We start from the raw sequence: 14,108 nt of genomic DNA, 5'->3' as shown, positions 1-14,108 counted from the left end.
GTCGCCCTGCCGGCCTGCGCCGATCGCCCCACCGCTCCGGGGCCGCAGCCGCGGGGGGGGGGGCCGCCCCCCCCCCGCCCCCCCCCCCCCCCCCCCCCCGCCGCCCCCCCCCCCCCCCCCCCCCCACGGGGTGTGACGTGACGGCGCTCCCGCGGGAACGTCCGCCCAGCGACGCCGGCGTCCGCGCGGAGGAGGCGAAGTCGTTTGCACCGCAGTCTCCGAGCGCCCTAGCGTTGCTCCCCTCACGGGCGGGGCGGACGTGCTCCGTCTGCGGCTGTGGGTCAGCAGATCGGGGATGCCGAACGGGATGCCGTGCCGCCTCGTCGCGCTCAGCTTCGACGCGAACGACCCGCTCCGTCTCGCGCGTTTCTGGGCCGGCCTCCTGGACTGGGAGATGGCTGACGGGTCCCACGACGGCCCCGCGCTCCTGCCGGGCGATGACACCGGGTTCTGGTTCCGGTTCCTGCCGACGCAGGACCGGAAGACCGGCCAGAACCGGGTGCACCTCGATCTGACGAGCACGTCCCTCGAGGACCAGCAGCAGACGGTGGCGAGGGCGCTGCGACTCGGTGCCCGGCACATCGACGTCGGTCAGCGCCCGGAGGAGGGCCATGTGGTGCTCGCCGACCCCGAGGGCAACGAGTTCTGCGTCATCGAACCGGGCAACCACTTCCTGGCCGACTGCGGGTTCGTCGGGGCGCTCGCGTGCGACGGTTCGCAGGAGGTCGGGTACTTCTGGCGCGATGCGCTGGGCTGGCCGCTGGTCTGGGACCAGGACCAGGAGACCGCGATCCGCTCGCCGCACGGCGGTCCGAAGATCACCTGGGGCGGTCCTCCGCTGATGCCGAAGACGGGGAAGAACCGGCTGCACCTCGACCTCGCTCCACCTGTCTCCGGTGATCAGCAGGTGGAGGTCGACCGCCTCGTCGCCCTCGGGGCGACCCCGATCGACATCGGCCAGGGCGAGGTCGGCTGGGTGGTGTTGGCCGATCCCGACGGCAACGAGTTCTGCGTGCTGCCCCCTCGATGACCCAGTCGGATCCGCCGGGTGCGTTCCACGGGGCGATGCACGTGATCTGTGGTGCTGGTGTTTCGACGCACGGTCACCGTGGGCACGGAGGCAGCCGATGTCAGACGCGTGGAGGCGTTGATGATCGGCGTGCTGGTGGTGTGGGCCCTGGTGGCCCTCGGGTTCGCCGTCGTCCTGGGTCGCGGCATCCGCCTGGCCGACACCCGGGCCCGCGCGGAGCGGCCGTTCACCACCGCCGACCTCCCCGCCTCCTTCCGGCCCGGCGTGGGCAGCGCGCGCCGCTGACCCACCCGTTCGGGTGACCCACCGGCCGAGGGGTTCCGATCGGTTCCTGACCTGCCGATGACCGGGACGTGTGGATCTGGGTCGTCGGGGGACTGGTCCTCTGGGTGCTGCTGGCCTTCGCGGTTGCCGTCGTCGTCGGTCGTGGCATCCGGATCGCGGACACCCGCTCCGCCGACCCGCTCACCGCGCCCGAGCCGCTCGCCGACCTGCGGCTGCGCACGCCCCGCCGCCGCGTCCCGCTGCCGCCGGTCGGGATCGGCCTGGCCGCGACCGCGGTGCTGCTCGAGACCGTCGGCTACGTCGGCCGGCTGACCGGCGCCACCGGCCCGGTGGCCCGCGCGCTGTCCATGGACGCCCCGTTCTCCGCGCCCCGCACCTTCGTCGCCGCGCTGTTCGCGGTCGCCGCCGTGGCCGCGGTCGCCGGCGCCACCCGCGTGCCCGACCGTCGCGCCTGGTGGCTCGCCGTCGGGCTGGTCTGCGGCGGCATCGCCGTCGTCAAGGCCGGCGGCACCGTGCACGTCGAGGCCATGAGCGGGCTCTCGTCCGTCCTGGGCGAGACCGGCGCCGTCGTCGTGAGCGTCGCGCTCGTCGTCGCCGTGCTCGCCGTCCTGGCCGTGGTCAGCCGCGACGAGCGCCGCGACCGCCGCCGGGTGCTCACCTGCCTGGCCGGCTACGCGGGAGCGTCGGTCGGCCTCTCCGCGGTCTCCGCCGTGGCGGTCGGGCAGTGGGCGGTGACCGCCACCTACCTGGAGGAGTCCGGGGAGGCACTGGCCGGCGTCGCCGTGCTGGTCGCCGTCCTCGTCGGTGTGGCGCCGCGCCTGGTGCTGCCCGCCTCCTGGGTGCTCCGCCGCGAGGAGGACGCCGAGACCCTCGCCGTCCCCGGCGCGGTGCGCGACCGCGTCTCCGGCTGACGCCCGCGGCCCTCAGGCGCTGGTGCTGAGGGGCGCGATGCAGCACCCGTCGCACGCGTGCTCGGTGCGGACCTCACCGAGCGCCTGGAGGTGGACGACGTCGTCCGGGTCGGGGTGTCCGACGCCGTGCGAGCACATCCGGTCGGAGTAGCCGTAGTACTCCCGCCACACCTTCGGCCAGGCCCGCATGTGGTGGTTGCTCGGGTGGTGTCGGGAGCACCCCCGCCCCGCGCACAGCGCCGGGTCGTGCGGCGCGGCGAGGGTCATGGCCCCAGCGCCTCCCGCGGGCTCCCCGGCAGGGTGGGTGGGGACGACGGTGGGTCGGTCCGCGACGCCGGGTGACGAGGTCCGCGAGGCTGGTGCGGTGACGGGCGTCGACTCACTGGGGATCACCGTCGAGGAGGTCATGGAGCACAGCGTGGACGGGACACCTGCGGTCTCCCAGTGATCGACCTGTACAGCTCCTGTGTGCCCCTGACCACAGGCTGTCAGTACGCGCCGACAGCCGTGGCCCCGGACATCAGGACCTGGTCGTCGAGGACCTCCGACGGGAGAGCAGGTGGGCGGCGAGGAGGACGACCGCGACGCCGCCGATGATGAGGATAATCGTGGAGGCGGACCACGGGGCCTCCTGCTGCGCCGCCTCCTCCTCGGTGGCCGCCAGGTCCTGGAGCTGGGAGGCCAGGGCCACCACCGCGCCGGACCGGTCGCCCGCTGCGAGCCGGGGCTCGACCTCGTCGGTCACCGCGCGGTCGAGGTCGACCTCGGACAGCGGGAAGTCGTCGGCGACCCAGTACCCGTACTCGTAGGTCGACTCCGTCGCAGCCACGGCGAGCAGGACGGCGGTCTCGTCCAGGCCGGACAGCTGGGCGGTGTCCTGCGCCCAGTCCCCGGGGTCGGCGCCGTCGAACGAGGGCACCAGGACGGCGTACAGGTCCAGGTCGTCCTCGGCCGCCAGGTCCGCCACGGCCTGCTCGGCAGCCGGCGCCCCGGTGCCGAGGAGCCCGGCCTCGTCGGTGATCTGGCCGGTCACCTCGAGCGGGGGCTCGGCGGACGCCGTCCCGGCACCCGCCAACACGAGTGCCAGGACGCCGAGGACGGTCACGGGCCTGCGCAAGGGAACCTCCGGGGGACGGGAACGGGCTCAGCCGGAGGCGGACTCTACGCACGGATGCGCAGATCACGGGGATCCGATGCCCCATCGGGGGGAGGTCTCCAGCGGGTCGGGAGGCAGGCCGTGACCGTCGTCCGCCCTCGTCGGCGCGTCGTCTCGGCCGTCCGCGACCCGACCCCTCCCCTTCCGGGATGGCCGTCGTCACGTCGGGCGGTGGGGCGCCCAGGTGCGGGCGGAGCCGACCACCGGGGGCCCGTGGGCGGCCGCAGCGACAGCGACGTCCAGGATGGGGTCGAACCAGTCCAGCAGGTGCAGGGACCCGAACCGGCTGCGCGTGCGGCCGCCCTCGACGTCCTGCTCCGTCGTGGGGTCGAGCTCCACGCCGGACAGCTCGTCGAGGGTGACCACGCCCAGCTTCACCAGGCACTCCTTGCGCACCCAGTGGCGGAGGAAGGCGGACGGCGGGTCGCTCGCCGAGCGGACCCGGGCCGTCTCGGCGGCGGTGAGGGTGTGGGTCAGGACGGCGGGGTCGAGGTCCCTCGTCCGCGCTCCCTCGACGTCGACGCCGATCGGCCGCCGGTCCGCGCCCGCCGCCACGGCGCCGCGGGTGTGCGCCAGGCTGACGTGCAGCTCGGGGAGACCGGCGATCGAGGGCCTGCCGTGCTCGGTCGAGCCGCAGTCGGCACACTCCTGCACCAGCTCGAGCGCCTCGACCGGCCGACCGGTCAGCGCCGCGGCGCAGTGCCGGACGAGCAGGTGCGCCGCGACGTGGGCGTCGCGGTCGGCCCGGTGGCGCAGTGCGCCGGCGCGCCGCCGCTCGCGGGGCGTCAGCAGGTGTTCGCCTCCGGCGCGGAGGACGTCCTCGGGGCGGGCGAGGAGGACGAGGGGCGCACGATCGGGTGACTCTTCTCCCATTCTACGATCCACCTCCGTCACCGCTCTGGGCGTGTCGACGACCCGCTGAGACGTCGCCGATCTGCTGTGCGTGAATGCTCAACAGCAGAATGTAAGCCATCGACGCATTTCGATGCGGGACCATCACTGGGCGAGACAGTGCGGTCATCCTCCGTGATCGAAACGCCTGTTCTGCCAGGTCAAGGGGTTGCGATGTGAGCCTTTCGACCCTTGCCGCCGGACTTTGCGCCTCTCGGAAACGCCCACCTAACCTCGTGGAGTTCGTTCGCCGAAGGGCTGCAGAGAGTGAATACATGACAACGCATAGCGATGACTGGGACTTCTTCTCGACATTCGCGGGAGATGTCGAGCCGCAGGCCCCGACCACCGCTCCGGGCTACGACATGCGGGACAACACCGCCACGTCGTACCGGCTGCACGACAACTTCGTGGCCGAGATCTCCGGGCAGCGCTCGCTGGTCACCCGGTTGAGCCGGTTCTTCGAGCACACCTGCGACCAGCGGCCGTCGGCCACCGCGCTCGAGTGCGAGGGCGAGCGGGTCTCCTACGCCGACCTGGACCAGCGCGCGAACCGGCTGGCGAACCTGCTGATGGCCCGGGGTGCGCGCGCCGGCGTCCGCGTGGGGATCCTCCTGCACCGGTCGGTGAGCACCTACGTCGCCCTGCTGGCCGTCACGAAGACCGAGGCGACCTTCGTCCCGATCGACCCCGAGGCGCCCGCCGACCGGCTGCAGTACATCGCCGAGGACTCCTCGCTGAGCATGCTGGTGACGCACACGTCGTTCGCCGCGTCCTGCGTCGCGCTGCCCTGCGAGAGCCTGTACCTCGACGAGCTGGGGCCCGAGCTCGCGGTCCAGTCGAGCTCCCGGCCGGGCATCGAGTCCGACGGCGACCCGGTCTGCTACATCATCTACACGTCGGGCTCGAGCGGCCGCCCCAAGGGCGTCGAGATCAACCAGTCGAGCATCTGCAACTTCATCGGCATCGTGCCGTCCCTGTACGGGGTCGAGTCCACCGACCGCGTCTACCAGGGCATGACCATCGCCTTCGACTTCTCCATCGAGGAGATCTGGCCCACCTGGGCCGTCGGGGCGACGCTCGTCGCCGGCCCCACCGACGGCCGCCGGGTCGGGTCGGGCCTGGCGGACTTCCTCGAGGACAACGAGATCACGATGATCTACTGCGTCCCCACCGTGCTGGCGACCCTCGACCGCACCCTGCCGCTGATCCGCACGGTGAACGTCGGCGGTGAGGCGTGCCCCCGCGAGCTCGTCGACCGCTGGGGACCGGGCCGCCGGATCCTCAACACCTACGGGCCCACCGAGACCACCGTCACCTGCACGATGGCCGAGCTGCGGCCGGGCAAGCAGGTCACGATCGGCCGCCCCCTGCCGACCTACCGGGTCACCCTGCTCGACGACGACCGCAAGCCGGTCCCCGCGGGGCAGGTCGGGGAGATCTGCGTCGGCGGGCCCGGCGTGGCGCGCGGTTACGTCAACCGCCCCGACCTGACCGCCGACCGCTTCATCCCCGATCCCCGCGGCATCCCCGGCGAGCGCATCTACCGCACCGGCGACCTCGGCCGCTTCCTGCCCGACGGCGAGCTGGAGTACCTGGGCCGGGCGGACAGCGAGGTCAAGGTGCGGGGCCACCGCGTGGACCTCCAGGAGATCGAGAGCGTCCTCCTGGAGCACCCTCAGGTGACCGGCGCCGTCGTCACCCTGCTCGCCTCGCCGGACACCGGCGGGGACCTCGCGGGCTACGTCATCCTGCGGGACGCCGGGGCGGCCGACGCCGTCATCCCCGAGCTGCACGAGCAGCTGGTGGCCCAGATGCCGCCCTACATGGTCCCGTCGTACCTCGACGCGGTCACCTCGATCCCGATGCTGCCCAGCGGCAAGGCCGACCGCGGCCGGCTGCCCGCGCCCACCCGTCCCCGGCTGATCCGCACCGACCGCGAGCACGAGCCGCCGGCGACCCCCGCGGAGGCCTGGATCGCCGGTCTGTGGGAGGAGATGCTCAACCTGCCGGCCGGCGCGGTCTCGGTGGAGGCGAACTTCTTCGAGGCGCTGGGTGGGCACTCGCTCGTCGCGGCGAACGTCGTGTCCGCGATGCGGGAGAGCGACCTGGGCTCGGGGCTGTCCATCCTGGACTTCTACAAGCACCCCACCGTCCGGGACCTCGCGACGTTCCTCGAGGACGGCACCGCCGGCCCGTCGGACGAGCCCGTGACCCTCGAGCCGCGCGAGCCCCGGCCGGGACCGCCGTCCCGGGAGCGGGTCCTCGGCTTCGGGACGGCGCAGGTCTCGATCCTCTACGCGATCATCCTGCTGTTCCTGCTCCCCGTCGGCGTCCTCTACGGGCTCAACGACGGCCAGCCCTCGCTCGCCCTGGTCCTCCAGCTGGCGATCGCGCTGCCGACCGTCTACCTGCTGGCCCGCTGGGTCCTCCCGGTCGTCGGCGCACGGCTGCTCTCCCGGGGGCTGCGCGCGGGTGACCACCCGCTCTGGGGTGGCATGCACCTGCGGGTGTGGACCGTGCAGAAGCTGATGTCGATCTCCCCGCTCACCGTCCTCAGCGGGTCGCCGTGGGCGGTGACGTACCTGCGGCTGGCCGGTGCGCAGATCGACGACGAGGCCCACATCGGGACGGCGAACGTCTCGCTGCCGTCGATGCTGCGGGTGGGCCGCGGCGCGACGATCGGCTACGGCACGCAGCTGCACGCCCACCGCATCGCCGAGGGCATCCTGACCATCGGCCCGGTCACCGTCGGTGCCGGCGCGGTCGTCGGGTCCGAGAGCGTGCTGGAGTGCGACTCGGAGGTCGGCGAGAACGCCATCCTCAGCGACCAGTCGCTGCTGCCGTCCCGCCGGATCGTCCCCGCCGGCGAGACCTGGGCCGGGTCCCCGGCCCGTCCGGCGCCCGACTCGATGGACCCGGTCGTCGAGCTCATGGCGTCCTGCGCCGACGCGCCGCGCACCTGGTCCGGCCGCCTCCTGGCCGGCTTCGCCGGTGGTGTCCTGCTGCTCGAGCTGCTGCCCTTCATGATCCTGCTGCCGGTGGTGGCGGTCGTCTGGTGGGTCCTGCTCAGCTTCGGGACGGCGGCCGGCCTCCTGGCCACGGCGCTGTCCGGCCCGCTGTTCGTGGCGGCCTCGTGCGCACTCATCCTGGGTGCCCGGCGCCTGGTCCTGCCGGCGACCCCGGAGGGTGTGCACCACCTGCGGTCGCAGCTGGGCCTGGAGAAGTGGCTGGGGGACAAGCTGCTCGAGCAGAGCCTGCTGTTCAACAACACCATGTACTCGACGCTCTACACGCCGATGTGGCTGCGCGCGCTCGGGACCAAGGTGGGCAAGGGCGCCGAGGTGTCCACCATCGCCAACATCGACCCGGACCTGCTCACGGTGGGGGAGGGCAGCTTCGTGGCGGACATGGCCAGCGTGGGCAGCGCGACCTACGCCAACGGCCACGTCGCCTTCCGGCGGACCGAGATCGGCTCCCGCGCCTTCGTCGGCAACGCCGCCTTCGTCCCGTCGGGTTCGCACCTGGGCGACGGGTCGCTCATCGGCGTCCGCTCGGTCCCGCCGACCGCCGGGACCGAGGCCGGCACCTCGTGGCTCGGCTCACCGCCGTTCTTCCTCCCCCGCCGCGAGGTGTTCGAGGAGTTCACCGAGGCGGAGACGTTCACGCCGTCCAGGCGGCAGGTCCGTGCCCGCTACGCGATCGAGGCCCTCCGGATCGTGCTGCCGAGCTCCCTGCTGGCCGTCGCGACGTTCGCGACCCTGTACGGCCTCTCCGCGCTGGCGCTCTCCTGGAACACGGTGGCCACCGTGCTGCTCGCGCCGCTGGTCGCCCTGACCTCCAGCGTCCTGGTCGTGGTCCTGGTGGCCGCGCTCAAGTGGGCCGTCGTCGGCCGCTACCGGCCGCGCGTGCGACCGCTGTGGAGCGGCTTCGTCCGCCGGACGGAGTTCGTGACCGGCATCTACGAGGCGGCGGCGGTGCCGGCCCTGCTCACCTTCCTCACCGGCACGCCCCTGCTCGGCCCGGCGCTGCGGCTGTTCGGCTGCCGGGTCGGCCGGCGGACGCTGGTCGACACGACCTACCTCACCGAGTTCGACCTCGTGACCATCGGGGACGACGTCTCGGTGGGCGCGAACGCATCGCTGCAGACCCACCTCTTCGAGGACCGCGTCATGAAGATGGACCACGTCATCCTGCGGGACCGCGCGACGATCGGCGACAAGGCCGTCGTCCTCTACGGCTCGGTCGTGGAGGAGGACGCCACCCTGTCCGCGATGTCGCTGGCGATGAAGGGCGAGGTGCTGCCGAGGGAGACCACCTGGTGCGGCATCCCGGCCCAGAAGGTCGGCCGGGCTCCGACGGCGGCGCCGGCGCGCGACCGGCGCCGGGCGTTCGCCGGGGCGACGGCGGCCCGGCGATGACCGCGAGCAGGCAGTCGTCGCTGCCCCACGCCTGCGAGCCGGCGCCGTCCGGCGACGTCTCGGGCACCCCGTCGAGCACCGCGCCGAGCCTGCGGCCGAGCGCCCGCCTGGTCGGCATCGACGCCGCCCGCGGGATCGCGCTGTTCGGCATGATGGCCGTCCACAACATCACCGCCGTCGACGACGACGGGGAGGTGTCGCTGGCGTGGACGCTGGCCGCGGGCAAGTCGGCGGCGCTGTTCGCGCTGCTGGCCGGCGTCGGTGTCGCGTTCGCCACGGGGCGCCGGCAGCGGCCGACCGCGCGGACCTGGCCGGGGTACGCGGCCGCGCTGCTGGTCCGGGCACTCATCATCGGCGGCGTCGGGCTGCTCCTGGGCGCCCTGGTGCCCGCCGACCTCGCCTCGGTGATCCTGCCGTACTACGCGCTGCTGTTCGTCTTCGCGATCCCGCTGCTCACCCTGTCCGGCCGCGCGCTCATCGCCCTGGCCGCGACGATCACCGTGGTCATGCCGGTCCTCAGCCACTGGCTGCGGTCCGGTACCGAGGTGCGGGACACGGTGCCGAACCTGGCGTTCGGCGACCTGGTCAGCGCCCCGGGCCACGTGCTGCGGGAACTCGCGCTGACCGGCGTGTACCCGGCCCTCTCCTGGATGGCCTACCTCTGCGTCGGCATGGCGGTCGGGCGCGCGCTGCTGACCTCGCGGCGCACCGTCGTGCTGATCACCCTGACCGGTGCCGGGCTGGCCGTGGCGGCTCAGACGATCTCGTGGTTCCTGCTCGACGTCCTCGGCGGCCGCGCCGAGCTCGAGGCGGTCGCGAGCCGGTCCATGACCTCCGGTGAGCTGGCCGAGGTCATGGGGGTCGGGTGGACCGGGACGACGCCGACGGACACCGGCTGGTGGCTGGCGACCCTGGCCCCGCACTCCACCACGCCCCTGGACCTGGCCTTCACCATCGGGCTCGGTCTGGCCGTCCTCGGCGTCTGCATCCTCGTCGGTCGCACCACCACCGCCCTCCTGCGGCCGCTGGCCGCCGCGGGCAGCATGACCCTGACGCTGTACTCGCTGCACCTGTTGCTGCTGAGCTCGCCCGGCATGCCCGGCGAGGGGCTGGGGCTGCTCCTCCAGACCGTCCTGGTCGTGGCGTTCGCGCTGGTGTGGAGCCGCTACCACGCGCGCGGCCCGCTGGAGGAGCTCGTGGCCCGGGCGACCGGTGCGGTGCGCCGCAGGGTGCAGTCGTTCACGGAACCGCGGCGGGAGGTGCTGGTCCTCGACGACGACGGCCGGGTTCGTGCGCCCTGACCTCCCGGTCCCGGGCTCCCGCGCCTCGCGCCTGGCGCTCGTGTACCGCGGTCCGGCGTCGACCCCGGGGTGCCCGGAGGCGGTGGCGGCCGCGCTGCGCCGGAGCAGGTGGGACCTCGACGTCCGCTTCGTCGGGCCGCGGGAGGACCTCCCGCTGGAGCCGGAGGTGCTCGCCGGCGCCCGGCTCTACGCCCAGCCCGGTGGGGGTGGCCTGCGGCGGGCGTACCGGAAGATGAGGCGCTCCCGCGAGGCCATCCGGGAGTTCGTCGGGTCCGGCGGGGGGTACCTCGGGTTCTGCCTGGGCGGCTACCTCGCCGGCGAGACCCCCGGCTTCGGCCTGTTGCCCGGGGACACCGACCGGTTCATCTCCTCGCCCGGCGCCCGGCCGGACCACGACGGCGACAGCCTCGTCACCCTGACCTGGGCGGGACGCCGTCGCCAGGTCTACTTCCAGGACGGTGCGTGGTTCGACCTGGACCCGGCCCGAGGACCGGCGGAGGTGCTGGCCACCTACGACAACGGGTTGCCCGCGGCGGTCGTCGCACCCTTCGGCCGAGGCGCGGTGGGCGTCGTGGGGCCGCACCCCGAGGCCTCGCCCGACTGGTACACCGACAGCGGGCTCCCGGTGCCCGACGACCTCCAGGCCGACCTCACCCAGGACCTGGTCGACCGGGTGATGACGGCCGGCCGGCCGGCGGACCGCCTCGGCTGAGCCCGGAGGCCACGGTGGGCGCTCCCGGCGGGGAGCGCCCACCGTGGTCGTCACGAGGCGTCGATCAGCTGCCCGACCGTGCGGCCCAGCCGTCCGTCGAGGGCGTGGCCGACGCCGGCCGGGTACTCGCTCGACGTGACGACGCCGCGGCCGGCGTAGAAGCGCTCCCCGGCCTGCGCACCCCAGGAGGCGGTCAGCGGGACGGACGTGTCGGCGGTACCGGTGAACCAGTGGCCGCGGACCCCGGCCATGCGGGCGGCCGTCACGGCGGACCCGCCGTCGGCCGGCGGGCCACCGCCGCCGAACACCACCCAGCCGCCACCCAGGCGCATCAGCTCCGGGTGCCGCGGCACGAGGAAGCGGGTGATCTCCTGCGCGCCGGAGGAGAAGCCGCTCAGCCACACCTCGCTGACGGGGTACTTGCTCAGCTGGTCCTCGATGAGCCCGGCGAGGAAGTCCGCGTAGCCGCTGGTGTCGCCGGTGTGCCAGCACTCGCAGGACTGGTTGGGGCTCTCCACGGCGAGGGTCATCATGTTGCGTGCCCTGCTGGTGGCCACCAGCCCCGACGAGCCGCCGAGCGCGTAGGACGACGTCGGGTTGTCCACGCCGTACTCGCCGGTGCCGTCGACGTAGACGACCAGCCCGACCGGCTTCGCGGGGTCGATGCCGGCGGCGTAGAGCAGGTAGTTGCCGGTCTGACCGTTGCCCGCGGTGAAGGACCGGCGCGCCTGGTCGGTGAACGTCCCACCCGACCCGCCGGTGGAGGCACCGGCAGCGGCGGGTGCGGCAGCCGCGGCGACGGGAGCGGGAGCGGCGGCAGGGGCGGAGGCGCTCGTCGACCGGCCCGACGAGGAGTCGCGCTTCCGGCGTCCCTGGTCTGCGGTGGCGGCCGCCTGCGGGGCGCCGGGGACGACCTGGGTCGGGACGGCTGCCGCTGCGGACCCGTCCGTGCCCTCGACCTCCGACCCGGTGGACCCGGCGGCGGGGACCTGCGTCTGCGGCTGGGCGGGAGTCGTGGGGTCCGGTGCCGCCGGGGTCGGCACCGGGGTCGGGACGGCGCTGCTCGGAGCGGTGGGGGCGTCGCCGAGCGAGAGCGGCTGGTCGATGGCCGCCTGGCTGCTCACGTCGGCCTGGCCGGCCGTGCCGGCAGCGCCGACCTGGAGGTCGGCGGGGCCGCACGCGGCGGTGGCCAGGGAGACGAGAGCCGCGGCCGCGAGGACGCTGGCGCGACGGCCGGCCGTAGAGAGGGAACTGCGCACGAGTGGTCCTCCGGACATCCGCTCGCTGATGGCGACGGACGGTGATTGCGTAGTGACTGAAGGAGGCTGACACATGCGGTGCGCATACGCTAGATAACAACCAGTAACGGTCGTCTCATCTGTCTCACCCGTCTCAGGGACACCGGTCCCCCTGCCGATGACAGATGGCTCACTCGTCGTCGCGAGCGGAACGCAGGCGGGTGGGTGGACGTCAGAATGGGAGTACCGGCCGGGACCGCCCGGTCGCCCAGGCCTCGAGGACGGGGATGCGCGCAGGTCGACGGTGGTCCACGGTTGCCCTGGCGTGTTCGGCGCTGGCGCTCAGCGGCTGTACCTCGGCGGGGCTGGGCGACGCCGACCCGGGGCCCGACGACGCCGAGCCGTGGCCCGACCGGCCCGTGGTCGACCTGCGCTTCGAGGTCGCGCCCGACCTCGCGACGGTGGCCGGGCGGGAGGTCGTCGAGTTCACCCCGGACCTGGACACCTGTGAACTGGTCTTCCGGTCCTGGCCGAACAAGCCGGCCACCTCGCGTGGGGGGAGCTCGTTGACGGTGTCCGACGTGCGGGTCGACGGCCGGGACGCCGACTTCCTCGACATCGCCGCCGGCGCACCGGAGGGCGCGCCGGCCGGCACCCTGGTCGAGGTCCCGCTGGCCGACTGCGTGTCGGCGGGGGAGACCGTCACCGCCGAGCTGACGTTCGACCTGGTCCTCGGTGAGGAGGTCAACGAGCGGGTCGGGACCTCCTCCGCCGCCGAGGTCGCCTGGTTCGCCACGGCGTTCCCCCTCCTGGCGTGGGAGCGCGGCCGCGGCTGGGAGCGCGGTCCCGCCGTCCCGGTCATCGGCGAGACCGCCGTGAGCGAGGACTTCCTGCTGGACTCGATGGAGGTCGTCGCGCCGTCCGGCTTCGAGGTCCTCGGCACCGGGGCGGCGGACGGCACCGAGGACCAGCAGGACGGGACGACCGTCCACCGCTTCACCGCCCCCGCGGTGCGGGACGTGGCCGTCGCGGTGGGGGAGATGGACGTGGCCGAGCGGACGATCGACGGCGTCCGCGTCCGCGTGGGGCTGGACCGGGGGGTGGGCGAGGCCGGCACGGAGGCCTGGCTGGACCAGATCGAGGAGTCCAACAGCGAGCTCGTCGACCTGCTCGGGCCCTTCCCCTACGACGACCTGTGGGTGGTGGTGCTGTCTGCCCAGACGAGCGGCGTCGAGTTCCCCGGGGCCATCCAGTTCGGCGACGTGGACCCGGACGACCGGCGGGGTCTGGTGACGCACGAGCTCGCGCACATGTGGTTCTACGGCCTGGTGGGCAACGACCAGGGCGAGCACCCGTGGCTGGACGAGTCGTTCGCGACGTTCGCCCAGACGGTGGCCGACGGCGACGAGCAGCCCTTCGCCCACCTCGCCGCGGAGGACTCCCCGCCGGTGGGCGGCTCCATGACGTACTGGGCGGCGGAGGTCCGGCGGCCCAACAGCACCTACTACGACACCGTCTACACCCTCGGCGGCGCCGCCCTGGTCGAGGCCCGGCGACAGGTCGGCGAGGAGGCCTTCGACGCCGCCCTGGCCGACTACGTGGCGGCGAACGCCCACTCCATCGCCACCCCCGACGACGTCCGGGAGGCATTCGCCGACCTGCCGGAGGTCCTCGAGGTGCTGCGCGAGGTCGGCGCGCTGTCCTGACCGCGCCGGCCCGACGCGGTCGGCGGGGAGCGGTCGTTCGCCGGGGGCAGGTCCCTCCCCAGTGGTGACGACGGGGCGTCCCCGGCTTCGACGGCTGGCAGAGACCGAGGCGTCACTCACCGTGATGGGCACGTCGTCGGGAGTGAATGCGTCCGTCCGGTCGAACGGCGCCGAGCCGGGTGCGCACAGTCGGCCCAAGGAGGCTCTGACCAGCGCGGATGGTCGACAGAGCGGGGGTCGCCGCCCGCCTCCCCCGCAGCAGCCGGTGAGTGGGATCACCTGTTCGCGTGACGGCGCAGGGTCCACCTTCCCAGGTACTGTCACTCAGCGTGAGCGGAGCGCGGACGTGGACGGTCGGGGTCACCGGCGCCACCGGGTACGCCGGGGGTGAGGTGTGCCGGCTGCTGGCCGGGCACCCGAACCTGGCGCTGGCCGGGGTGCACGCCAACTCGAGTGC

At 73.7% G+C, this 14,108-nt stretch carries 11 protein-coding genes; 7 read left to right on the top strand and 4 right to left on the bottom strand.

Features of this window, described 5'->3' with window-relative positions; translation table 11 throughout:
• Positions 1 to 295: 295 nt before the first annotated feature.
• The 3 genes from ACI79G_RS24480 to ACI79G_RS24470 all read left to right on the top strand — a co-directional run bounded on the left by ACI79G_RS24480 (position 296) and on the right by ACI79G_RS24470 (position 2,226).
• The gene (locus tag ACI79G_RS24480; protein ID WP_456883636.1) at positions 296 to 1,030 is read left to right on the top strand and encodes a VOC family protein; all 735 of its coding nucleotides are present in this window, start codon (positions 296 to 298) and stop codon (positions 1,028 to 1,030) included.
• 120 nt (positions 1,031 to 1,150) lie between these two features.
• Positions 1,151 to 1,315 carry a hypothetical protein gene (locus ACI79G_RS24475; RefSeq protein WP_456883635.1) on the top strand — a complete coding sequence of 55 codons (165 nt, stop codon included), beginning with the start codon at positions 1,151 to 1,153 and terminating at the stop codon, positions 1,313 to 1,315.
• 68 nt (positions 1,316 to 1,383) lie between these two features.
• Positions 1,384 to 2,226 (top strand): hypothetical protein, encoded by an 843-nt coding sequence (locus ACI79G_RS24470; RefSeq protein ID WP_456883634.1) that lies wholly within the window; start codon positions 1,384 to 1,386, stop codon positions 2,224 to 2,226.
• Between the two features lie 12 nt (positions 2,227 to 2,238).
• Here the strand turns inward: ACI79G_RS24470 and ACI79G_RS24465 are convergent, their stop codons facing one another.
• From ACI79G_RS24465 to ACI79G_RS24455, 3 genes are all read right to left on the bottom strand, one after another.
• Positions 2,239 to 2,493, bottom strand: coding sequence for a hypothetical protein (locus ACI79G_RS24465; protein ID WP_456883633.1), 255 nt, complete (start codon positions 2,491 to 2,493; stop codon positions 2,239 to 2,241).
• Between the two features lie 253 nt (positions 2,494 to 2,746).
• A complete protein-coding gene (locus tag ACI79G_RS24460) occupies positions 2,747 to 3,343 on the bottom strand; it encodes a TPM domain-containing protein (RefSeq protein WP_456883632.1) in 597 nt (198 codons plus the stop codon).
• Positions 3,344 to 3,541: 198 nt separating this feature from the next.
• Positions 3,542 to 4,255, bottom strand: a complete 714-nt coding sequence (locus ACI79G_RS24455; protein ID WP_456883631.1) for a 4'-phosphopantetheinyl transferase family protein — start codon at positions 4,253 to 4,255, stop codon at positions 3,542 to 3,544.
• Between the two features lie 293 nt (positions 4,256 to 4,548).
• Between ACI79G_RS24455 and ACI79G_RS24450 the strand changes: the two genes are divergently transcribed.
• Genes ACI79G_RS24450 through ACI79G_RS24440 form a run of 3 tightly spaced genes read left to right on the top strand, consistent with a single transcriptional unit; the run spans position 4,549 to position 10,707 of the window.
• On the top strand, positions 4,549 to 8,694 hold the full coding sequence (locus tag ACI79G_RS24450) for a Pls/PosA family non-ribosomal peptide synthetase (protein WP_456883630.1): 4,146 nt from the start codon (positions 4,549 to 4,551) through the stop codon (positions 8,692 to 8,694).
• Entirely contained in the window at positions 8,691 to 9,995 is a 1,305-nt protein-coding gene (locus ACI79G_RS24445; RefSeq protein WP_456883629.1) for a heparan-alpha-glucosaminide N-acetyltransferase domain-containing protein, read from the top strand. The genes ACI79G_RS24450 and ACI79G_RS24445 overlap by 4 nt, the downstream gene beginning before the upstream one ends.
• On the top strand, positions 9,985 to 10,707 hold the full coding sequence (locus tag ACI79G_RS24440) for a BPL-N domain-containing protein (RefSeq protein WP_456883628.1): 723 nt from the start codon (positions 9,985 to 9,987) through the stop codon (positions 10,705 to 10,707). Before ACI79G_RS24445 ends, ACI79G_RS24440 begins: the two co-directional genes overlap by 11 nt.
• 50 nt (positions 10,708 to 10,757) lie before the next feature.
• On the opposite strand, the gene ACI79G_RS24435 is transcribed toward ACI79G_RS24440, so the two are convergent.
• A complete protein-coding gene (locus ACI79G_RS24435; RefSeq protein ID WP_456883627.1) occupies positions 10,758 to 11,966 on the bottom strand; it encodes a hypothetical protein in 1,209 nt (402 codons plus the stop codon).
• A 266-nt stretch (positions 11,967 to 12,232) separates the two neighbouring features.
• Here ACI79G_RS24435 and ACI79G_RS24430 point away from each other — a divergent pair, with 266 nt between their 5' ends.
• Positions 12,233 to 13,651 (top strand): M1 family aminopeptidase, encoded by a 1,419-nt coding sequence (locus ACI79G_RS24430; protein WP_456883626.1) that lies wholly within the window; start codon positions 12,233 to 12,235, stop codon positions 13,649 to 13,651.
• Positions 13,652 to 14,108: the final 457 nt, after the last annotated feature.

It is taken from the genome of Geodermatophilus sp. SYSU D00779 (genome assembly GCF_054050595.1).
The sequence above is the reverse complement of the archived record's forward strand: the minus strand, read 5'-3'. Positions and strand labels throughout refer to the sequence as shown.